Here is a 22,619-nt window from a genome sequence, read left to right on the forward strand (position 1 = left end):
AGCTCTGCAAAAAATTTCGAAAAAAACTAAACTTACTCTAAGTTTCCCCTTATCAAAGACATAACTTTTAAGATATGTAAGATCTGCAGCGAGGGTTCAAAACTATTTGCAGTCCATCTGAGCAATGGAGATTTCCTAAAAGAAAGCTAAGGGATAACCAAATTTGGAAATCCATGAAGTAGTAAGCAGCCCCGCCCGCTAAGTCCAATAACATCCCAGGAAGTAAACCTAAGAAACAGGCAACAACAATAATTTCGACCTCAACAATTTTACCTGTGCGACAAGCTATGACTAAATCACCTACTGTGCTAAGGCCTATAGCTTGAAGTCGAAGACTGAGGTAGATAACAGACCATAAAAAGAGTATAGGAAACCAAAAGACTCGAAGACCAGGCTCGATAGCAGCAAGATAGGCAAAAGGTTGTGCAGGGTTAGAGGGCATAGGAGAACCACCTAAATACCCCATAAAGCTCAAGGCCTGAAGCTGTAAACCTATGGAAGCTATTAAACCTACCCATACTAGCCAATGTGTATAAAGCCGGAGGCGTAAAACGCTATAGAAAACAATGTTGAACAAAACGAAGCCAACCGATACTTTAGATAACGTAATAGCCCATAGAAGTAAGCTAACACAAAGTATTAGTAACCCTGTTGAAATAGAATTTTTATTTTTATGCTGATAAGTTAGAAACTTTAAGCATAAGGATAGACAAAGAAAAGCTAGGCTGAGGGCAAATAGTTGAGATTGACTAACTATGCTGCTGCTTAGAAAAATTCTAAGTTTCGAATATAGAACAATCGGTAAAAAGCCGACAAAACCAAGAAACAACAATCCCCAAAATTTCCAATCTTTTCTTAGATCTTGCTTGCAAGAACTAAGTTTATCTAAAGAGCGTAAATCTACTACAAAGTTTAAGAAGCTGTGAAAGAGAATGGGTACTATCAGGATTGGATAGGCTAAATTGTAGAATCGAAAAACACTCAAGTCGAGTAATGGTGCAAGCTGAGCAAATAACCAGTGGCTAGCAATGTGATAGGGAAGGTAAACTGGACCATCGATTCCAGTACTCGGTACTCCATAAGTTTGAATCATAGCTGCAACACTGCTGTGGAACAGGTTGTCAATATGCAGGGTTGCCGCCAGAAGACTTGCGTTAGGGCGGAGACTCATATAGCGAAAGCCCCAAACTACCCAGGCAATGTAAGTATAGAACGCAAAAACAATTCCCCCTACCGCCCAGTGTCTCCATTCCAGCCTTGTGGGCATAAATCGCCACAGACTCAAGCAGAGGAGAAGCACTGCCAAAACCCAAAAAAACGGCATGAAGTTTACGGACAGGTAAGTTCTTAGCCAACTAAGCCCAATTAGAACTGCCAGTCCTAATAGTGTTACGATTGCATCCATTCCCACGTCAGTCTGGGATGATTGCTTTAACCAAGACCGCAATTCCCGATAACCTTGAGGCAACAGTAGTAGGCAAACACTGACTGCGGCAGAATTCTGAACCTGTTCAAAGCCCCGCAGTATGTCGGGTTGCACCACCGTGTAACAGATGGAGAGGGTGATCGCCAACATTACACAAAATATTGCCGTAGTCAGCCGGGCCTTCTGAATGGAGACTTCTTGGGTAGGTACAGGAGGCAATGCTGCCCCCATACTAAATGGTTCAGACATGGCGATGGACTGCCTCAATGACACGATCAATCATCTCATCAGTCATGCCTATCCAGAGCGGCAATCGAACCAGGCGACTGCTCAGGTCATCGGTGTAGGTTAGCTCTCCATGGGCACGACTAAACTTCTGGCCGGCTGGAGACGAGTGGAGGGGAACGTAGTGGAAGACGGCATCAATGGCATCCGTCTTCAAGTCTCGAATGAATTGGTTTCGTTTTTCAGTGCTAGGAAGTAGTAAATAGTACAAATGCGCGTTATGTTCTGAGATTTCTGGAACGATGGGTCGCCGCAATTTTTCTGTTTGCTCTAGCTCTGCAAAAGCCTCATGGTAACGTTGCCAGATATAACGCCGCCCTTCGGTAATGCGCTCGGCTTCCTGGAACTGAGCCCATAGAAACGCGGCACTAATCTCATTGGGTAAGAATGAAGACCCAATATCAACCCAACTATATTTATTAACCTCTCCTCGGAAGAATTGGCTCCGATTCGTCCCCTTCTCCCAAATAATTTCCGTGCGTTCGAGCCAATGGGGATAGTTAACGAGAAGGGCGCCCCCTTCCCCACAGATAATATTTTTCGTTTCGTGAAAACTAAGGGTTGCCAAATGCCCAATACTGCCTAAGGGGCGGTTTTTGTAGGAAGCAAAGAGGGCCTGTGCGGCATCTTCAACAACCCAGAGGCGGTGGTGATTGGCGATCGCCATAATCGTGTCCATCTCACAGGGGACCCCTGCATAATGGATGGGGACGATCGCCTTAGTTTTAGGCGTAATGGCAGCCTCAATCTTCGTCTCATCGAGATTCAGGTTATCGGGGCGAATATCCACAAAGACGGGAATTGCCCCCCTTAGCACAAACGCGTTCGCCGTCGAAACAAACGTAAACGACGGCATAATGACCTCATCCCCCGGCTCTACTTCCGTTAGGATTGCCGCCATTTCCAATGCTGCTGTGCAGGAATGGGCCAGAAAAGCTTTGCGGCACCGAAGGTGCGACTCTAACCAAACATGACACTGCTTGGTGAAATAGCCGTTGCCCGATAGCCATCCTTTGTCAATGGCGTACTGGATTTGAGCAAACTCAGTACCGACAGTGTACGGACGATTAAAGGGAATCGTTATTTGGTGCATTCGAGAATGAGGTGGGTATAAGGAATTCGTAACAGTTTGTGATTTATATTGACAGAGATTCTATCAAAAACCGGTTGGGCTAACTGAAGATACCCTTCAGTGGTACGCACGTTTTGCCCACGATCCTTTGAAATAATCCAACGGGCAAGGGGAGACTGCCCTTTAACATAGACCCCATCAAACGTAATGAGTCGGCCTCCAGGACGCAAGGCTGTATGGGCCAGATGAAACAACTGAATAGCTTCGTCGTCATTTAGATGGTGCAGAATTCCGATGGCGAGTACCAGGTCAAAGTACTCCTGCTTAGGTAAGGTAGTGGTAGTGACAGGCTCGCAGATGAAGGTGGCGCGATCGCCAAATCGTTTCCTGGCTGCACTAATATAGTCAGGGCTGATATCGAAGCCGGTGTAGTTTACATCTGGCAGAAAAGGCAACAGATCGGCAGGCCCACAACCGATATCCAGAATTTGATCCCCACTTTCTGGACGAATATAGTCACGAACCAAAATGGTTCGCCCCCGGGTACCCCCCGTTAACCATCCAAAAAGGCTGTAAACGAAAGGGGCTTGAAGCACAGCCCGAATTCCCTGGTTGATTTGCGGCATAGGTTTATGAGCGGACGTGGCACTGCGCAAAGTATGAGAAGAGGCTGGCAAGCCCAGATATCAGCTTGGCCCGTCAGCTTAAATTACACCTTTTGGGCAACAACCAAAAGAGAACCTCCTAAAGGCAAGGAAAGCTTGGCTTGGATTAATTGACGCTCTATAGCCATGACAGCCTCTAGGGTAGCATTCAACCAGGAGGCGATCCGAAATTCCGCTGCCGGATCGTAGGCTTGAGTTGAGCCCTTTTCTCGCAAGCGAGATACCAGCATCAGAGGTAGCAATAGGGAGACAAAGGATGTCATTCGCACAATGCGAAAACCGGCAGCCTCAACTTTTGTTTTGATTTCCCTCGCTTCATAACGACGAACGTGATGGGCATAATCATCTGCTCGGCTCCAGAGCCATGAATGTTGCGGCACTGTGAGTAAAATTCCTTGCTGGCTTGCTCGATACATTTCGCTCAAAACCCGAGTATCGTCCTGAATATGCTCTAGCACATCGAATGCCCCAATCACGTCAAACTCCTCCGTGAAAGGAATTGAGCGGGCATCCATTTGAAATAAGCTGGCTCTAGAAAGTCGCTGAGCCGCAAATTTCAGCCCAGTGGTAAAGATTTCGCTCCCCTGAAGCTTTAGGTGCGGGAATGTTTGCTCTAAATTTGACAGCACGAAACCAGTGCCGCAACCAATTTCCAAAAAACTCTTTGCGTTTGGGAAATAGGTCTCTAATGCCCACGCTAATAGATGATTTCGTGCTCGGAACCAGAAATTATTACTTTCAAGAGTTACAAGCAGGTTAAAAAAATGAGCTTCAAACCCTTCACTAGATAGTGCTAGTTCTGGAGAGAAAGCTAAAAACCCATCTATGTTTTTGGGGCGAAAGGCACACTCAGGGCATTCCCAATCTTTGCTGTGAAACTGGGTGCTGCATTGGCAACAGTGCTTCATAGTATAAATTCTTGTATGCTTCTAGCGATCTTAATGACTATCAAAAAAATGGTTCTATCGTTTTTAATGCAATGTAAAATATGAGTTTAAAATTCATGTTCTTTTAAGGTTTTATATTTTTCGTTTCCAGATTTCAAAAGGTTTCGAGGTTTCTGGCTCATCAAAATTCATTGACGGCTGGCGATGATAATGCCTGCCATAATAAATCCAAGACCAATACCCTTTGAAAGGGTGAGAGTTTCATGGAAGAAGATAGATCCTAAGATAAGAATTAAAGCAAAGGAAAGACTCATAAATGGGTAAGCATAGCTAATCGGAAATTTAGTCATTGCGGCCATCCAGGACAGCCCTGCTAGAAAGGTTAAAAATACGCTCAGGATAATCCATGGATTAATCAGGAGACGTAGCATAAAGATAACTTTCTCCGGCACTCCTTCTGGCAGAGCTCCAACCATATTCATTTGCCATTTAACGATGATTTGACTCAAAACTCCAAAGAGAATTGAGGCAAAGATATAACCGTGGCTCATTAGGTTCTCCTGGATAAGAGATTAAGTAGCTTTTGCTTCAACATAGGTAACCAGTGAATTTGGATGGCGTCGGTTTAGCTTTTGAAGCAGGTGGAAGGGGGTAAGGGTATATTCGTTCAGAAGCAAGTTTAGAACGGATGGGAAGGTTGTTTTAAACTGAACATCGCGATCGCCCGACGCCACCGTCCTTGCCTGCATATCCAAAACTTTTTTTCGAGACTCAGCACGATTCACCAGGAAGTTTGAAATTGGTAGTAACAGGTTTGACAGTGGGTAAGTCAAACCTGCTATATGTTCGATCTTCCAGCCGAATTCGTTCAGGCGATTATGGAGTCTTTCAAAGGTATATCGTCTGTAGTGCCCTGCAATTTCATCTTCAATTCCCCAGTTATTTGGTGAAGATGGCACAAATAGAACTGCGGTTCCTTGAGGGTTTAGAAACTCTCGACACTGGTCAAAATAGCGCTTTTCATCTGCCTCATTGAAATGCTCAAGAACCATGCAAGATATGACCATGTCAACGGTATGCAAAGGTTGGCTGTGGAGCCAATCTTTGCATTGAATGTTATATTGACCACTTTTAATATATGGCTGGTTAATTTGAGAGGCAATGGCGAGCGATCGCTCATTTAAATCATACCCAACTCCTTGCCATCCCTGTTCCAACAGCACTCTTGATAAAATGCCATGCCCTGTACCAATCTCGATAAAAGAACCGGGCTTCAAGTAGCGTAAACGCTCCTTGAAATACATATGTTGAAGAATAGTTCCGGGAGGTAGGGGAGATGACATGAATCCCTCTTGAAAGCAGTTTGAGAATGTTTATGAAGGTTGATTGTCGAATTAGAACGACACGAAAAAGGTTTTTTTCAGCTCGGCTTTACCTGATTTTTGATTCGATCTATCCCTGCCCTGCACGATACAGGCGTTTTTCAGATGGTTGGTAATATTCATCCAGGCTGGTCACGACACGGGTGTACCACCCTAAAAGTTGTTGGGTTCTTGCGGGTAATGCTCCTTCTTTAAAAAGGCCTGGGTTATTTAAAGCCCGGCAGTAATCAATTTGCTGCTTAAAGTATGAGCGGGTGAACTGATGATTAATGCCTAAACGATCCTGGCCTGATACATTCATCCCCGCAGCATGCCAGAGGGTTGAGTCAAATACTATCATCGAACCTGCTGGGCACTCGATAGGTAACGCGTTTTGATGGCAATAATCCTTATCGGGAGAGGAAAGTTTCTGATGGGATCCAGGAACTACCAATGTTCCCCCATTTGTATGGGTAAAGTCACTAATCGTAAACATCACGTTGATGGAAGCCATGTAGCCATTTAGGACACGCCGAAAGTCCTGGTGAAACTGATTTTGGAAAACTTTTGGCGTTTCTCCTGGTGGAAATGGAGGCAAAATAAATCCATTTTGGAGATGCAAGATACAAGTTTCTGATACAGTTGCATCAATAATAGACAGAACTTCTGGGAGTTGTAAAAACTTGAGGAAAAACGGGTCAAATAGCATCATTAAACGCAAGATGCCGAGTTCCCCAGCTTGATGAAGCCTGTCTTTTCCCACCTCAGCCCAAATCTTTTGCTGAACGGTGTATAGGCGATCGCGGCACTCTTCAACAAAAGCTGGTTCTAAAACATTTTCAACGACGCTAAAACCTACGTAACTAATTTGTTCTAGTGCGACGGGTAGCCAGTTCTGAGTTGTTGTTAGATGCTGATTTACTGTCATCTTACGTTATGTATTGGATTCTAATACTGCCAGACCCATGCCTGTTTTTCCATAAGCATTGCCGTTGTAAACCATGTAGCGATCGCCTTTATGGTCAAAAACATTTGGATACTCAACGGTTTCTGAATCCCACCCAGAGTCAGAAACCGTAATACCCACCTGTTCGTCCAATCGCGTCCAGTTAACCCCGTCCTCAGACTCAGCATATCCAATGCGATAGCTTTTTCCCCGATAGGAGTACCACATGCGATAAAGCCCCGGCTCTTTGATGACGCAGGGTTTAGACATGGCATACTCATCATCCGACTTAAAAGGAATGGCAATTCGTCCTTCTCGGTGCCAATTAACGCCATCTGGAGACTCGGCGTACTTTAGCAAGTGCGCCATATCAGTTTGTTCGGTGCCCCACTTCAGGTTAGAGCCGTACCACATACGCCAAAGGTCACCATCTTTGATGACCCAGGGATAGGAAATGGAAAAGGGATCAACGGCATGACGATCCAGCAAAGGAGCCTGAGAAAAACGTTCAAAGGCAATTGATGAAGTTGGGCTAATAGCTAACCCAATACTATTCCGCCAGGGAACTGTTACGCCCAAATTCCAACCTAGATAGTAGAGATATCGCTTTTCCCCAACCGTAACCAAGCAACCCATAGATGCACCACTATCATCAAAAGTGCCCAATTCGCCCGGACTTAAAATCGGTTGTTTGGCAATCTCCAGTATTTTATCGGGTTCATTTAAGTTAATAACAACATAGCCAATGCTAGAACGGTTTTGGGCATCTCGGCAGCTAAAGTAAATGCGATAGAGATCCTCCTCTAAATGTTCTGCTACCGCATTGGCAGCATGAGAAATCATCCACTCGTACTGATTGTTTGGGCAGAATATTAAACCCAACTTTCTCCACTTCATTATCGACCTCCTAAAGTTTTCGCAAGCGATGACTTGGAACCTTAGAAAGTTCTGCCCCTGGAGTTGTGTAAACTTCGCTTTCCTGCGTATCTTTAAGAATCAAGGAGCCTGCACCAATGACACAATAGGCTCCTACCGTGATATGGTCACGGAGGGTTGAGTTCACACCAATAAATGTGTTTTTCCCAACCTTTACACCACCAGAAATGACAACATGAGATGTGATGAAACAATTATCTTCAATCTCAGCATGGTGTCCGATATGGTTGCCGCTCCAAAGAGTGACATTATTGCCAATCTTGACGAAAGGTTGAATGGTATTGTCTTCAAAAATAAAGCAGTTATCTCCAATTTGGGTATCACCCCAGTGGGTTGCCCTTGAACTGATATAGCTGATGAGTGAGTAGCCTTTTGCTTTTGCTTGCTCATACTTCTCTGTTCGTACCTGGTTCAGCTTTGCATAGCTGACTGCAATAAACATAGTGTATTTGCCAGGAGTATAGTGCTGCTCAACCTCTTCAAAAGCAACCACTGGCAAACCACAGAACGTACGATCCGAGAGATATTCTCGATTAACGGTAAATGCAACAACCTCATGTTCGCTATCATGGGCTAAATAAAAATGGGCGATCTGGGCAATATCCCCAGTGCCAAATATAACAACCTTACTCATCTACGAAAGCCCTTTTAGATCAGAAAACAAATAATTAACTTTGGTCACTTTTACTTTCGAACCAAAATAGTAAACTCGTATAAGTTGTAATCGTGTAAAAGTGCTACGTTTCTAGAAAAATTCCGTTTGCAATAATCAAAGTAAAAGCAAGGGTCAGCGTAATAGAGGTTATCTCGCATATATTCTGGGTCTGAGTAGCTAGTTAAAACGTTAAACGAAAAACCTTTATAACTTAAATCATTAAGTTGATGCAAAATTGAGAGTACATACTTCTTCCAGTCATGCGTAGAGTATTGCAGCTTGACATTTAAGATTCCGCTAGCCACTGTGTAGTCAGCGATTTCAGAAAAGCCACTTCCTGATAAAAACTGACAGTTTTCAAAGTTGCCATAGCGAGCGTGGCACAACTTGATCATCTCTTCAGAAAGGTCAAACCCTGTGTAATGAAAGGAAAGATTGCGTCGGGCCATGTATTCAAATAAATACCCATATCCACATCCGAAATCATTTAGACTAAAGCTTGAATCCTGCTCACAAATCTTGAGTAATTGATCAAACCGTAATTCTTGAGATTCTAAGGAATTCCAATCGACGCCTTTAGGAACTGTGCCAAAGGTGAGTACCTTCTCGGTGTAGTAAGTATTAACATCCTGCTGTAAAGAATCAAAAGAATTAGTCATTTTTGCTTCAAGGAGTGCTGATAGATTTCTCGAATAATAGAATAGGGGCGTTGCTTTGTCTCGATAAAAATTTTGGAGATGTAAATTCCAATGATCCCTAAGAAGGAAATAATTAAACCTCCAATAAACCATATAGAAACAATAAGGGATGTCCATCCCTCAAGACCGATACCAAATAATATCTTTCGAGCAACTAAATCTAGGATGCAATAAGCAGAAATAGACGAGATAAGCAGACCTAGGTAGAAAATAAAGATAAGGGGTCTATTACTGAAGGATGTTACGGCATTGATCAGAATTCCAAGCTTTTTAGAAAAGTTGTAAGTTGTTTCACCTTTCGAGTGTTTAATAATCGTAAGGGAAACTTGTTTATAGCCAGTAATGTACCAAATCCCAGCCATATCCAATTCTCGTTCCCGATGCCGAAGTAAGCTTTTAACGTAGCGTCGGGTCATTAAACGAACTGTAACAACGTTTTTAGGAAAATCAATACCCGAGAGTTGTCTGAGAAGGCGATAGTATATAGCACCTGTAACTTTCTCAAACCAGTTGCCCTTCCTATTCTTTTGAACTCCGTAGACAACATCACAGTCTAGCTCCATGCGCTTTTGGTAGAACACATCAAGCAGCTCAGGTTCTTCCTCGAGATCACAATCGATAAGAAAGACAAGCTTTCCTCTAGCATGGGATAAGCCAGTCATCATAGCCTTGTGATGGCCAAAGTTCCGTGAAAGATCGAGAACTCGGACTTTTGAGTCATTCTCATAAAGTTTGACAGCAATATCTAACGAGTTATCGGGGGACCCGTCATTAACAAAAATAATTTCATAGGAACTAGTAATTTTCTGAGCTTCATCTGCAACCCGTTCATAGAACTCCTGCAGGTATGGAGCGGAACCATACATAGTTGTAACAATTGATAGATCCATAATCAAAAACTTTTCATAAATTTAGATGCTTGATCACCTTCATTAAAAAGCAAATCAAGAATGCTTACAGCGTGATCAAACGGTGGAAAACGTTGATCATATTCGGGATAGCCTGAGTAGTCAAAAAAAGTAACCTTAAGCCTTGCCTGAGTAAACTGATTAAGATCCATATAATCTTTTGCAGAGGGGCCGGAAATATAATGGGTTCCCCCTGCTTGCTTGCAAAGGCTAATCAAACGCTCATTTTTCCCATCTACGATTTCATAGTTAGATGACCATGAAATCTGTGTTTTGATACCCAAGAAATCACAAATCTGGGTGATAAAAAGATGATTAACTTTACTTAAGTAGTGCTGCTGGCTAGCTATTTCATAAAGCTGCCAAAACATATCTTTTATGTCCAAGAAATATTTGGATTTACTGTAGTTATGGGTTAACGTTTTCCAATGTTCCATTGCCCAATCGTCACTAGCCACTGTTGTTTCATTAATTTTTTGATAATACTTTCCTTTTACGTTGACTGGAATTGTGAGCCATTCTGTTCCTTTCGAGGTTTTGATTTTATTACGATTACGCCAGTCACGCCGTGTGTATTGCATGTCATCAAATAGGATGAACTCATCAACGGAGTTGATCAGGTCAAAATATCCTTTCCAGGGGATGTAATTAGACTGAACAATAGCAATTTTCTTATCCATACTTCCAGTCAAAATACTGTATCGTCAAACTTCAAATATCCACTAATTAACAGCTACCTGAAACACTAAGTCATTAAGATAACGCTGCATGCAAAACCTGCAAAATCCTGTCTTGTTCCTCCTCTTTCAGGCCAAAGTAAAGGGGCAAAGTAATGGCTTCCCGATAGTATTGCTCGGCTTGAGGAAAGTTCCCCCAAGTAAAGCCTAGGCGTTGGTAGTAGGGTTGGGTGTGAACGGGAATGTAGTGGAGATTGACACCAATGTTTGCAGTTCGTAGTTCCTCAAATACTTGTCGGTGGGTTTTCTGAATTTTGTCTAAATGTAAGCGAATGACGTAGAGGTGCCAACTTGGTTCGGTATCGGTATGTTCCCAAGGAAGGGTGATCGGGAGGTCGGAGAGGAGTGTTTGGTAGCGATCGCACAACTCCCTCCGTCTCTCCACAAACTCGTCCAGCCGTGCCATTTGGCTGGCTCCCAAAGCAGCTTGAATATCGGTCATGCGGTAGTGATAGCCCAACTCAATCTGCTCGTAGTACCAGGGGCCAGGGGATTCCCCTTGTAGATGAGCTGGATCACGGGTAATGCCATGGGTGCGCAGGCGAATCAGTTTTTCGTACAGATCATCCCGATTCGTCAGCACCATTCCGCCTTCCCCGGTGGTGATAATTTTAACGGGATGGAAACTGAAGACAGTCATATCGGAAAACTGGCAGGAACCCAGGGGTTGCCCCTTGTATGTACCACCGATGCCGTGGGCCGCATCCTCAATGATGGTAAAACCATAACGTTTGGATAAAGCATGAATGGCGTTCATCTCACAGGATTGCCCCGCGAAATGAACGGGAATGACCACCTTCGGCAACGAATTGGCTTGCTCCGCTTTCTGAAGCTTCTCTTCGAGTTCTGCGACCGAAAGGTTATAGGTGCGGGGGTCGATATCCACAAAATCAACGGTGGCACCGCAGTAAAGGCCACAGTTGGCGGAGGCAACAAAGGTGTTGGGAGAAGTCCAGAGGCGATCGCCTTCCCCTAACCCTGCCGCCAAACACGCGATGTGGAGGGCAGCGGTGGCACTGGCGACAGCAACAGCATACTTGGCACCGCAGTAGTCGGCTACCCTGTGCTCAAAGTGGGCGATCGCCGGCCCCTGAGTAATCCAGTCCGATTGCAGCACCCGCACCACTGCTTCAATGTCGTCAGGGCTGATATCTTGTCGTCCGTAGGGGATGTAATCGGTCATGACTTCAACATGTCCAGCAATTCAGAACCTGTTAGCCACCAATCATTATTATCCGAACTGTATTGAAAGCCTGGGGGGACAGGCTTACCCTGTTCGCCCAGGGCATTTTCGGTGTAGTGGAAGCGATTGGGAAACTCAATGGTGGGTTGAATCACATAGTGGTCGGGAAATTCCAGGGTCAGATAGTCGGCTTCCGGAGGACACATTACCTCGTGGAGTTTTTCGCCAGGTCGGATACCGATGACCTTGATGGGAACGCCTGGGGCCAGGGTTTCTGCCAGGTCAAGCATGGTCATGGAGGGGATTTTGGGCACGAAAATTTCGCCGCCTCGCATCCGCTCGAAGCTTTTCAGTACGAAGTCGATGCCCTGGGGTAGGGTAATCCAGAAGCGAGTCATGCGGGGGTCAGTGATGGGAATTTCCGCTGCGCCTTCCTGCACCAGCTTCTGGAACAGCGGCACAACGGAGCCACGAGAGCCCACCACATTGCCGTAGCGCACCACCGAGAAGATGGGGCCACCTTCTCCGGAGAGGTTATTGGCCGCTACAAAAAGTTTGTCCGCGGCTAATTTGGTCGCCCCGTAGAGGTTGATTGGGTTGACGGCCTTATCGGTGGATAGGGCGATGACTTTTTTAACGCCGGTTTCCAGGGCAGCATCAATGACGTTATTGCCCCCCATGATGTTGGTTTTGATGCACTCCATGGGGTTGTATTCGGCAGCGGGAATCTGCTTCAGGGCGGCGGCATGGATGACGTAATCGACGCCCTTCATAGCGAGAATGAGGCGATCGCGATCGCGCACATCCCCGATGAAGTACCGCATCGCGGGACTATGGAACTCCTGGGCCATCTCATACTGCTTCAGCTCATCCCGCGAGTAAATGATGACCTTTTTGGGCGTGTACCGTTCTAGAAGCGTTTTCACGCACTGCTTCCCAAAGGAGCCCGTTCCACCTGTAATTAAAATGACTGAATTATCAAACACAAGCGCCTTCCCTTAACGGATCATCTCGATGCAGGGGCAAACCGTTACATTGTCCCGAATCCTTTACCAGGCAAAGGATTTGGCTGTGAAGGCAAATGGCTATTCGCCCTACTTAAGGACGAGGAGTCATCTGTCCCTACCACAGCACAACCGTTTTATTATGCTCCTATGTGGCACCTCAAGTCTGGTTAAAGAGGTCAGTTATGGAGAATGAACAGCCAGCTATTTTGGCAGACAGCCAAAAACCCAGAAGCCCAATGTTTTTGCAAACATCAGGTTTCTGGGGAACAACTGCAAAGAAATTTTTGAGGAGTCTACGACCCCTCGAAAATTTCTTGACAAAGTACTAGTTGCTACGGACTAGTAGGCTGCGGCCTAAGTTTGCATACTATGCTTTTGTGTGGGGTGCCTCGCACCCCACACAAAAGCATAGGTGATGGATTTCCGCCTCAGCGGACTAGAGCGATCGCCCCCATCCCTGGCAGCCTCGCTTCGAACTGACCGTCTCGGCCAACTCGTAGCCGCTCTGTACAAGATTCAGCTAGGAGGTTGCAGTACTCGCCAGCCGGTAAGCCCGTTTGGAAGCGATGGGTGAGGGGGCGACCATCTCGATTAATGACGACAAAACCGCGATCGCCCCGCCCAAATGCAATTTGATTGCTCCCGTTAGTCCACCAGTGGGTCAGGGGTTGACCATCGGTGCGGTTGCGGAAGCGAACCATGGGAGCAATCGTTGTCCAGTGATGCTCACATACCCACTCCTGGCCACAGGTCGTCGTGCCGTTGGCAAAGATTCGATGGGTGGTACCGTCCGGATCAGCGGGCGGCCCCTGGTCGGATGTTGTGAAGGGGTAGCTAGACATGACCTGGGGATAGCCGTAAGGAAAGGCCAGCATAAACACATTCGCCAGGCTGTAGAGACTGGCCTGTTTGTGGGTCAGGTAGGTACCACCACCGCCATGGCCTCGTTGTTTGTCGTGGTTGTCGATAAAAACAACGGCTTTATCAGCAGGCATCAACCCCCAGGATTCTCCTAGCGTTTCCAGTTGGGCCAGGTTTCGGTTGTTAAGCCCCAAAAAACTTTCCCCAACAATGTGGCCATACTCAAACTCAAACACATCGCCGTTGGGATAGTACTCTACTTTCTTGATCGCTTCGGTGCCTGGATCGATAACTTCTTGATACACATAGGGGTCAGGTTCCACCTGTTCGCGAAGATGTTCCAGAACAATACCCAATTCTTTTGCCCGGATGTGTTTAGCAGCGTCGATCCGGAATCCATCAATGCCCAGGTTAATGAGGTCCAGGAGATAGGCGCTAATCTGGCTTTGGACATAGGGAGAGGCCAGGTTTAAGTCTGCCAGACCCACCAGTTCGCACTGGGTCACAGTGTCGGAATCCTGATAAGTGTCGATATTACGGCGACAGGAATTAAAGTCAGGATCCCGATACAGGCCAGGATAGTCATATTTGGTAAAGCGGGTACCCGCACTGCCAACCCCAGAGCTAACTCCTGCCATGTGGTTAATGACAGCATCGGCATAGACCTGTACCCCAGCACCATGGCATCGACGGACCATATCAGCAAGTTGGGTGCGATCGCCGCTTCGGCTTACCAGCTTGTAACTGACGGGTTGATAGCGTTGCCACCAGGGAAATTGCTCGTCAGCCAACACCACGTGTTCTTGCGGTGGAGAAATTTGGACCGCAGCATAGCCATTGGGTCCCAGGAAGGTTTCACATTCCTGGGCGATGTCATCCCAACGCCATTCGAAAAGATGTACCAGTACAGTACGGGGAGATGGATCGGCTGACAAACCTGCAGGCGTGGCCCCGCGAAAGAAGTGTTTTGTACCCAAATTTACCTGGCCCAGGCTACAGCTTCCGGCCAGGGTCATCACCGTGATCAGTAGACTCACAAGTGTGATGCTTGACAACGGGCGCCAAAGGGACAGAAGGCCTGGGCGATCGCGGCGAAATCGGTGTACCAGCGGTAAACGATCCATAGAATAGGTAGTAAATGTACTGCACCCAGGCATGGGGGGTTCAACCACCCATTCTGGAACGTGCACCAGGCTAACTGCAAATTTTCCTGAAGTCAGGTGAGCTTACCCGGTACTCTGCATAGCCTGTTAGAGTTCTGTTATACGAGATCAGGGTTTTCTCTGACCACAGGTATCTGCATCCTGAACTTTTGTGACAGGGCTTACGGACCCCCAGAGCAATCTGGTGAGGGCAGATTGCTTTTGAAAAGCTGTGCAGAAGGGGGCTTCTCAAACGCAAGCTGCCCGTTCTATGCACGTAACGTTTTACAGCCAGAACTTACACATTTGTGTTGTGGGTGAGGTGCTTCGTACCCCACCCACAACACAAATGCGTAAGTTCTGACATCTTTCGGTGAACCCCGTGTGAATTTCATTAGAGGGAGTTGGGCAATCTTAGAGAGTGCTGATTTCCCAAAAGCGGCTATCCCCTAAAAAAACTCGTTACTAAGCACACCGACCGCGTTATAACTAGGTGCAGCCCTGGTGCAACTATATGGAAGTGCTTCTGGAATCGAGGGGACGTTACATTGCTGTGCAATGTTTCTCGAACAAGATTCTCAGAATCATTCGGATGATAGTTGGCTTCTTTGGGAAGGTATGGGGTGTCTACTGACATTTCCTCTTCAACTTCTGATGTGACCCGCGTTATGAACAAACGAGCTGTTCGCTTCGGCCGAATTTTGTTGGCAATTGGTGCAAGCCTCTCCGTGGTAGCGGTGTTGGAAGCGCATCAGGATATGGTAGGTGCGCGATCGCTAAATGAAACTTCCCAAGCAACCGGCGCAAGCCCATCAACGCTTCCCCCGGGCCTACCTCCCAGTGGCGCAATTCAATCCCCCCAGGGCACACAAGCCACGCCGCAGCAAGTCGCTCAGGCTCAACCGTCTGCAGGTGGTCAGGGCACGGCGGTCAGCACGGGTAATCCGAATGAACAGGGTCAGGGGTTGTCTAACCTGTCGGCCAACCAGATTGCCGCTGTTACCCGAGATAACCAGTGGTCAGGTGCTTCCTTCCCGCTGGAGCAATTTCAAGCGTACACCTCGCCCTTTGGCTATCGTCGCTCCATCGAAGGCTACAACTACAACGAGTTTCACTATGGTCTGGACATGGCAGCCCCCCGCGGCAGCTACATCCGCAACTGGTGGACAGGCACGGTTGTCGAAGTGTCGGATGACTCTAACTGCGGTACATCCGTGGTCGTCGAAGCCGGAAACTGGCTCAGCATTTTCTGCCACATGGAAGGGCGTGTCGAAGTATCTAATGGTCAGCGGGCCATGGTAGACCGAGATGGCGGCCTGCGGATTGTGGAAGGATCAACTGTACAAGCTGGGCAACGCGTCGGTCGGGTCGGCATGAGCGGCCGTACTACAGGCCCCCACCTGCATTGGGGTCTGAAGTACGACAATAACTGGGTTGACCCTGCGATGGTCTTGCGGGCCATGTACAGCAGCCAGCAAAACACCGCGTCTCGGCCCAACTAATCGTTCACTACGCTCAGTTGAAGAACCCGATATAGAAAATGCGCGGCGCTAAACGCCGCGCATTTTCTATATCTCAGTTGGATTAATTTTTGAGGCTGGCCGCTGCTTCTTTCAAGTCATCTAGCAGTTGCAGGGGAAGATGGAAGCTATTGAGGTGGGGGGCATGGTTGCTGCCCGTATTGGGGCCATGATAGTCACTACCGCCCGTTTTCACCAACCCGTACTGATTGCACCAGTCCTTCAGGACGGCAGACTGACCCGGACTGTGGGTTGGATGGTACACCTCTAACCCCATCAAGCCAGCGTCCATCAGGTCGCCGAGCACCTGGGCCACGTCGCCTCCCCGAAACAGATAGGGATGCGCCCACACCGGCACCGCACCGCACTCGCGCAATAGCTTTACCCCATCGATCGCTGAAAACTTTTCGTACTGCACATAGGCCGCTTTTCCATCAGCGAGGAAGCGATCGAACGCCTCTTCATAGCTTTTGACATGACCTGCTCCCACCAGTGCCTTAGCAACGTGGGGCCGACCGGGAGCCATGCCTTCGCCCATTTCGGGTAGGGTGACGGGGTAGCCTAACTGAGCTAATTTATCGATCATGGCCTGGGCACGGCGCTTGCGGCCATTCAGGCGATCGCCCAACGGCCCCTCCAACTTCTCCGGGTCTGGGTAAAACCCCAAAATATGCAGAGAGCGGTTCCCCCATACCGTACTCAACTCCAAACCTGGCACAATTTCCAGGTCATGATCGCTAGCAGCTTCGTAGGCTTCGGGCCAACCCGAAAGGGTGTCGTGATCCGTGATGGCAAGGGCTTTGACTCCGGAAGCGATCGCCTCCTTCACCAATTCGGTTGGAGTCAATGTGCCGTCAGAGAAGGTGGTGTGACAGTGCAGTTCAAGCATGGGAAGGGGGAGAGTAGATAGAAGGGGTTGCATTTTCGTGCGTGACGCACACGAAAATGCAACTAAAACGTTTACGCCAGTACCCAGTTCACCAGGGTACGCACGCCAAAGCCCGTACCGCCAGCGTTGTTGTAGCCGGTATCCTTATCAGTCCAGACGGGGCCTGCAATATCCAGGTGCAGCCAGGGGGTGTCCTTGACAAACTGCTTCAGGAAAAGGCTGGCAGAGATCGCGCCACCGGCCCGAGACCCTGTATTCTTCATGTCGGCCACGACCGATTTCATAGAGTCGAAGTACTTTTCTTCCATGGGCAGTTGCCAGAACTTTTCGCCGGAGAACTTGGAAGCTTCCATAAATTGTTCTGCCAATTCTGGATAAGGGCTGAACAAACCTCCGATGTCATCACCCAGGGCAACAATGCAAGCTCCGGTAAGGGTAGCCAGATCAACGATCGCCTCTACACCCAGCTTCTCAGCAAACACCAGGGCATCGGCCAGAGTGAGGCGGCCTTCTGCGTCGGTGTTGTTAATTTCAATGGTCTTGCCGTTGGAGGCCGTGAGGATATCACCGGGGTGCATGGCACGACCGCTGATCATGTTTTCAGTGACCGCGCTAATGAAGTGGACTTCCACATCGGGCTTGAGTTGGGCGATCGCCTTGGCAGCCCCAAAGGTTGCAGCGGCTCCCCCCATGTCGGTTTTCATCATCTCGATGCTGCTAGCACCCACCTTCAAATTAAGGCCACCGCTGTCAAAGGTTAGCCCTTTACCAACAATCGCAACCTTCTTGCGGGGCGTACCCTCAGGCCGGTAGGTGAGATGGACGAATTTGGGCGGCAGCTCGGAAGCCTGAGCGACTCCCAGGAAGGCACCCATACCCAATTTCTCACAGTCCTCTTTTTCCAGGATTTCAATATCCAGGCCGTATTCTTTGGCGATCGCCTCCGCCGTCTCTGCCAGCGTAATGGGGGTCACGATGTTAGCCGGAGCCGACACCAGTTCCCGCGCCAAAATTACACCGAGGGCAATCTGGCGAGCTTTGGTGAACGCGGCTTCCTGTCCGGCAAACCCCAGGAGCTCGATGCTCTCTAGCGTTGGATTTTTCTTGTCATCATCACCGGACTTGAAGCGATTGTCCTGGTGCAGGGTGAGTTCAATAGCTTCAGCGATCGCCTGCGCACTGGCAGCCGCATCTCCATTCCATACGGGCAGGCTCAGCCCCAAGGTTTTTACTTTTTCCTTCTGGGCCAGACGTACGGCCTTCGCGGTAGCCCGCCGTAGCCCTTCCAGTGTCAACTTCTCGGCTTTACCCAGGCCAACGACACCCACTTTACGGACCGGGCTGTTCGCACCCACACGGGTAACGGCTCCGCTTTCCGGCTTGCCTTTGAACTCAATTTCGCTGATCAATTCCTGTAACGTGCCCGACAACCGGCCATCCAGGGTTGACAGATCGCCTGTCAGTTCCGCGGCATCTTCCAGCAGACCAACAATTAAACAATCTCCCTGCCACTCAGCCCGGGGGGCATCAGTTCCACGTAGCTCCATAACGTTGCATCTATCCCGTTTCAACTTTTGTTACTTTCCAGTATCGATCATTGCGGCGGGGATGTGCGGCGACGAACAACGGGGTCCGGTTGGCAACCTTAATCAGGCCATTACACAAGTACCCACACGCCCTTTCCATGCGCTACCCTAATGCTGACGGTTCGCTTCTCTGTCTTTAGGCAGGTCTTCCATGACACCATCACGACGCAAGCTGGTTATCGCGGGTGCGGGTGCCTCCGCCCTGACATTGGGGGCTGTAGCTGCAACGGTTGTCGGTTTTGGGATACTGCCCTTTCCAGGGCTAATGCCAGCTCCCCAACCCAACCCTCAACTTGCAGACAATTCGGGTCAGCCTTCGGAGGTATTACCGCTGGTAAGCCTAAAAGCTCAAGAGCGAGAAGCGACTTTGCAGGCGATCGCCCAGCGCCCCAACTCGGTGGGTCAGGCCCATGCCAAGTTTTTGTTAGCCGCTGATTTGATTGCTCAAAACCGTGGGGGTGCCGCACTTCCCCTCCTGGATGGGCTGGAAAAAGATTATCCAATTCTGGCACCAGTCATTCTGGCCCGCCGGGCCCAGGCCCAAACCGCTACCGGAGATAGTGCCGCTGCTACGGCGACCTGGCAGACCCTCATTAAAGAGTATCCGGATAGCCCCATGACTGTGGATGCCCTGGAGGTGCTGGGTAAGACCGATCGCCGCTACTGGCAGGAAGCGATCGCCCGTTTCCCGGCCCACCCTCGCACCCTGCAACTGGTGCTAAACCAACTGGCAGAAAATCCTAACCAACCCCCATTACTCCTCCACCTGGCTCGCTATGGCGTAGATTTACCCGATATCAAAGGGGTTCTGGATCGGTTAGTGGCTGAATATAACGCTCAGCTCACACCGGAAGATTGGGAGGCGATCGCCTTCGCTTACTGGGAAAACATGCGCTACAACTCAGCGGGGAAAGCGTATGCCAAGGCTCCTCCAACTGCTGTGAATTTGTACCGGGCCGGACGAGGGGCCCACTTGGGCGATCGCCGTGCCGATGCCCTGGCCTACTACCAGAAAACCATTGATACCTTTCCAGATGCTCCAGAAACAGCCACCGCTCTGCTGCGTATGGCTGACTTGGCTCGCCCCGCCGAGCAAGGGATGCCTTATCTGGATCAAGTCATCCAGCGGTTCCCGAACCGGGCTGGGGATGCCTTGCTGAAGAAAGCACAGTTACTAGACGCACTCAACAGCCCAGACGCCGCAACGCAAGCACGAGAAACGCTGCTCAAACAGTTCAGCTCATCCGAGGCCGCGGGAGAACTACGCTGGGTGCTGACGGAAGGTCGAATGGCAGCAGGTGACCTGGCCGGAGCCCAAATTTGGGCGCAGCAATTGGTCGAGCAAAACCCTACCAGTGAGTATGCTCCAGAAGCAGCCTATTGGTTAGGCAAGTGGGCTCGGCAGCAGGGCAATGAGGCGGCAGCAAAGGTTGCCTTCGAGCGTGTGTTGCAGCGCTATCCCGAGTCTTACTACGCCTGGCGATCGGCTGTGATGTTGGGCTGGGATGTGGGCGACTTTACCACTGTGCGCTACCTGCAACCGGAAGTGCGCCCCCTCGATCATCGTCCCGTCCCCCCCGCTGGGTCAGACGTGGTCAAGGAGCTTTATCGCCTGGGGCAAGATCGGGAAGCTTACGCCTACTGGCAAACGGAATTTAAGAACCCTAAAGACCCAACGGTCGATGAGCAGTTTACCGATGGCTTGATGCGATTGGGTGTTCAGGACAACCTCAACGGCATTTTTATGATCTCGAGCTTGCAGAACCGGGAGGACCCGGCAGAACAGGCTCAGTATCAGGCCCTAAAGCAACAACCCGCTTTCTGGGAAGCTCTCTACCCCTTCCCCTTTGCCGACCTGATCGGAACCTGGTCACGGGAACGGCAGCTTAATCCCCTGCTCGTAACAGCCCTGATCCGTCAGGAATCTCGCTTCGAGCCCAAGATTGAGTCTGTGGCGGGAGCGATGGGGTTGATGCAAGTCATGCCCTCTACTGGAGAATGGATCGCGACCCAACTGGGGCTTACAGAGTATCGCCTGGATAACCCCAGTGACAACGTCAACCTGGGCACCTGGTATTTGGACTATACCCACGACACCTACAACGAGCATTCGTTGCTAGCCGTCGCTAGCTATAATGCTGGCCCTGGCGCCGTCGCAGGTTGGGTCGAGCGTTTCTCCTTAGATGATCCGGATCTCTTTGTTGAACAAATTCCCTACCCAGAAACCAAGGGCTATGTAGAATCTGTGTTTGCCAACTACTGGAATTACTTGCGGTTGTACAACCCAGCGATCGGCCAGCAACTCATCAATATTCAGGAAGCCAAGGGGTAACCGAAATAGGATGTGTATGTTGCACGCCTAAAAGTTGATTAACCCCGATTGAGGGAGAGCACGGTCGTGGGTACAGCGCCCTCCTTCCATTCGTTAGAGGTGTCATCCCGGACTGATGTTGCCTGCATCAACCATCAGCAGCCTTCTCGAATCGCGATTAACTCCTCGCGCACATTTCCCGGTGTGAACCCTAACGCCCGTGCCCGGCTAATATCGACCGAGACATCTGGAGGCCGGGGAGCCGGCATGGGTACATCCGATTGGGAGCAGGGCTGAATGAGGGTTTGAGGGAGGCCAAACACCTCTGCCATGATGAGACCAAATTCGTAGCGGGAGAGGCGATCGCCCCCACCCAGATGCAGAATTCCCGAGGCCTTCTCCAGAGCCAGCAACAACCCCGTGGCGGCGTCGCGCCCACTCAACGGTGAACGAAATTCATCGGTAAACAGCCGTATAGGTTCCCCCCGGCGAATTTGTTCCAGAAAGGTTTGCAGAAAACTGGGAGCCGTTGGAGCCGCCCCAAACATAAGCGACATACGACAGATAGCCGCCTGGGGATATCGGCGCAAAATCTCTTGTTCAGCCTCAAGCTTTTGTTTGCCATAGAGGCTGACCGGGGCAACCGGATCTGCTTCTCGATAGGGGGCGTGGTGCCCATCAAATACCAGATCCGTTGAGGTGAAGACATAGGGGATCGCAGCTTCAGCACAGAGTTCCGCCAGTTGTACGGAGGCGGTAACATTGATGGCGCGGCTTCCTTCCGGATCCATCTGACAGGCATTAGGTTTGGACTCAGCCGCTAAATGGATCACGCCGTCCGGTTGTAAGGTCTGGAAAAATGCCGCGATCGCCCCAAAATCTGTCAGATTCAGGGATTGGTTGTTGACACCTGAGATAGAAAGCGGGTGGCGATGGTAAGTGCCCGTCACCTGAAAGGTCGCCGCCGCCGCACGGCATACATACCATCCTAAAAAACCACTCGCCCCTGTTACCAGGAGCTGACGGGACGTTGGAGGAGAAGGCATGGATCAGGTAGTGCGTCAGGGTTTTGCAGGGTAAGCATTAGTAAACTTGCTCCCAGGGGACATCGGTCCAGAGGTTAATATAAGTATTGTTCAAGTCGTGACCGAACTTGATTATTTTTCGCACCCAACACTTGGTAAATCCCATGAATGCGTTGAATTTTGGTGGATGGATAGCGATCGCTATCACCCTGGTGAGCGGATTCAGCATGGCAGCAGAGGCCCAAGTATCCCAGCAAGACACCGAATCTACCCCGATAGAAGTGCTACAACCTGTCCCAGAAGCATCCGTCCCAGCCTCCGATGAAGTTACCCCTCCCAATAGCGTTGTCACGTCGCCTGATCAGCCTGCTTCATCTACGGTTCCCCTGTCTCCCAGTATTTCTCAGGTAGAATTGCCTTTTAGTGATGTATCACCTGATCATTGGGCCTATGAAGCATTGTTATTCCTTTCGACGGGTAGTCGCCAGTAGGTCGAAGGTAACCTCAACCCTCAAGAAG

At 49.1% G+C, this 22,619-nt stretch carries 21 protein-coding genes; 3 read left to right on the forward strand and 18 right to left on the reverse strand.

Translation table 11 applies throughout. The annotated features are described in order from the left end of the window. Positions 1 to 67: 67 nt before the first annotated feature. The 15 genes from H6F91_RS17540 to H6F91_RS17610 all read right to left on the reverse strand — a co-directional run bounded on the left by H6F91_RS17540 (position 68) and on the right by H6F91_RS17610 (position 14,664). The gene (locus H6F91_RS17540; protein ID WP_190774843.1) at positions 68 to 1,675 is read right to left on the reverse strand and encodes a hypothetical protein; all 1,608 of its coding nucleotides are present in this window, start codon (positions 1,673 to 1,675) and stop codon (positions 68 to 70) included. Continuing rightward, the gene (gene rffA / locus H6F91_RS17545) at positions 1,668 to 2,804 is read right to left on the reverse strand and encodes a dTDP-4-amino-4,6-dideoxygalactose transaminase (RefSeq protein WP_190774842.1); all 1,137 of its coding nucleotides are present in this window, start codon (positions 2,802 to 2,804) and stop codon (positions 1,668 to 1,670) included. The genes H6F91_RS17540 and rffA overlap by 8 nt, the downstream gene beginning before the upstream one ends. Next, the gene (locus H6F91_RS17550; protein WP_190774841.1) at positions 2,792 to 3,409 is read right to left on the reverse strand and encodes a class I SAM-dependent methyltransferase; all 618 of its coding nucleotides are present in this window, start codon (positions 3,407 to 3,409) and stop codon (positions 2,792 to 2,794) included. The genes rffA and H6F91_RS17550 overlap by 13 nt, the downstream gene beginning before the upstream one ends. Positions 3,410 to 3,492: 83 nt before the next feature. After that, positions 3,493 to 4,356, reverse strand: a complete 864-nt coding sequence (locus H6F91_RS17555; RefSeq protein ID WP_190789413.1) for a class I SAM-dependent methyltransferase — start codon at positions 4,354 to 4,356, stop codon at positions 3,493 to 3,495. A 167-nt stretch (positions 4,357 to 4,523) separates the two neighbouring features. After that, positions 4,524 to 4,886, reverse strand: coding sequence for an EamA family transporter (locus tag H6F91_RS17560; RefSeq protein WP_190774839.1), 363 nt, complete (start codon positions 4,884 to 4,886; stop codon positions 4,524 to 4,526). Between the two features lie 21 nt (positions 4,887 to 4,907). Next, positions 4,908 to 5,639, reverse strand: a complete 732-nt coding sequence (locus H6F91_RS17565) for a class I SAM-dependent methyltransferase (RefSeq protein WP_206754948.1) — start codon at positions 5,637 to 5,639, stop codon at positions 4,908 to 4,910. A gap of 148 nt (positions 5,640 to 5,787) precedes the next feature. Further along, positions 5,788 to 6,624 carry a phytanoyl-CoA dioxygenase family protein gene (locus H6F91_RS17570; protein ID WP_190774837.1) on the reverse strand — a complete coding sequence of 279 codons (837 nt, stop codon included), beginning with the start codon at positions 6,622 to 6,624 and terminating at the stop codon, positions 5,788 to 5,790. A gap of 6 nt (positions 6,625 to 6,630) precedes the next feature. After that, on the reverse strand, positions 6,631 to 7,539 hold the full coding sequence (locus H6F91_RS17575; protein WP_190774836.1) for a hypothetical protein: 909 nt from the start codon (positions 7,537 to 7,539) through the stop codon (positions 6,631 to 6,633). Between the two features lie 10 nt (positions 7,540 to 7,549). Continuing rightward, entirely contained in the window at positions 7,550 to 8,212 is a 663-nt protein-coding gene (locus tag H6F91_RS17580) for an acetyltransferase (protein WP_190774835.1), read from the reverse strand. A 50-nt stretch (positions 8,213 to 8,262) separates the two neighbouring features. After that, complete coding sequence (locus tag H6F91_RS17585; RefSeq protein ID WP_190774834.1) at positions 8,263 to 8,892, reverse strand: class I SAM-dependent methyltransferase; 630 nt, start codon at positions 8,890 to 8,892, stop codon at positions 8,263 to 8,265. Further along, positions 8,889 to 9,821 carry a glycosyltransferase family 2 protein gene (locus H6F91_RS17590; RefSeq protein ID WP_190774833.1) on the reverse strand — a complete coding sequence of 311 codons (933 nt, stop codon included), beginning with the start codon at positions 9,819 to 9,821 and terminating at the stop codon, positions 8,889 to 8,891. The genes H6F91_RS17585 and H6F91_RS17590 overlap by 4 nt, the downstream gene beginning before the upstream one ends. A gap of 2 nt (positions 9,822 to 9,823) precedes the next feature. Next, positions 9,824 to 10,519, reverse strand: a complete 696-nt coding sequence (locus H6F91_RS17595) for a WbqC family protein (protein ID WP_190774832.1) — start codon at positions 10,517 to 10,519, stop codon at positions 9,824 to 9,826. 73 nt (positions 10,520 to 10,592) lie between these two features. Beyond that, the gene (gene pseC, locus H6F91_RS17600) at positions 10,593 to 11,759 is read right to left on the reverse strand and encodes a UDP-4-amino-4,6-dideoxy-N-acetyl-beta-L-altrosamine transaminase (protein WP_190774831.1); all 1,167 of its coding nucleotides are present in this window, start codon (positions 11,757 to 11,759) and stop codon (positions 10,593 to 10,595) included. Continuing rightward, positions 11,756 to 12,745, reverse strand: coding sequence for a UDP-N-acetylglucosamine 4,6-dehydratase (inverting) (gene pseB, locus H6F91_RS17605; RefSeq protein ID WP_190774830.1), 990 nt, complete (start codon positions 12,743 to 12,745; stop codon positions 11,756 to 11,758). Before pseB ends, pseC begins: the two co-directional genes overlap by 4 nt. A gap of 449 nt (positions 12,746 to 13,194) precedes the next feature. Further along, entirely contained in the window at positions 13,195 to 14,664 is a 1,470-nt protein-coding gene (locus tag H6F91_RS17610; protein ID WP_347280055.1) for an alpha-amylase family protein, read from the reverse strand. 1,079 nt (positions 14,665 to 15,743) lie between these two features. Between H6F91_RS17610 and H6F91_RS17615 the strand changes: the two genes are divergently transcribed. Further along, positions 15,744 to 16,271, forward strand: coding sequence for a M23 family metallopeptidase (locus H6F91_RS17615; protein ID WP_347280057.1), 528 nt, complete (start codon positions 15,744 to 15,746; stop codon positions 16,269 to 16,271). Positions 16,272 to 16,353: 82 nt separating this feature from the next. On the opposite strand, the gene H6F91_RS17620 is transcribed toward H6F91_RS17615, so the two are convergent. Continuing rightward, complete coding sequence (locus H6F91_RS17620) at positions 16,354 to 17,178, reverse strand: PHP domain-containing protein (RefSeq protein ID WP_190774829.1); 825 nt, start codon at positions 17,176 to 17,178, stop codon at positions 16,354 to 16,356. A 71-nt stretch (positions 17,179 to 17,249) separates the two neighbouring features. Continuing rightward, on the reverse strand, positions 17,250 to 18,725 hold the full coding sequence (locus H6F91_RS17625) for a leucyl aminopeptidase (protein ID WP_190774828.1): 1,476 nt from the start codon (positions 18,723 to 18,725) through the stop codon (positions 17,250 to 17,252). A gap of 190 nt (positions 18,726 to 18,915) precedes the next feature. Between H6F91_RS17625 and H6F91_RS17630 the strand changes: the two genes are divergently transcribed. Continuing rightward, positions 18,916 to 21,096, forward strand: a complete 2,181-nt coding sequence (locus H6F91_RS17630; protein WP_190789415.1) for a transglycosylase SLT domain-containing protein — start codon at positions 18,916 to 18,918, stop codon at positions 21,094 to 21,096. Between the two features lie 134 nt (positions 21,097 to 21,230). Here the strand turns inward: H6F91_RS17630 and H6F91_RS17635 are convergent, their stop codons facing one another. Next, positions 21,231 to 22,121, reverse strand: coding sequence for an NAD(P)-dependent oxidoreductase (locus tag H6F91_RS17635; protein ID WP_190774826.1), 891 nt, complete (start codon positions 22,119 to 22,121; stop codon positions 21,231 to 21,233). Between the two features lie 143 nt (positions 22,122 to 22,264). Here H6F91_RS17635 and H6F91_RS17640 point away from each other — a divergent pair, with 143 nt between their 5' ends. Then, complete coding sequence (locus H6F91_RS17640; RefSeq protein ID WP_190774825.1) at positions 22,265 to 22,591, forward strand: hypothetical protein; 327 nt, start codon at positions 22,265 to 22,267, stop codon at positions 22,589 to 22,591. The last annotated feature ends 28 nt before the right edge of the window (positions 22,592 to 22,619 follow it).

This window comes from Leptolyngbya sp. FACHB-8, from assembly GCF_014695575.1.
In the GTDB taxonomy this organism is placed as follows: domain Bacteria; phylum Cyanobacteriota; class Cyanobacteriia; order Elainellales; family Elainellaceae; genus Vacuolonema.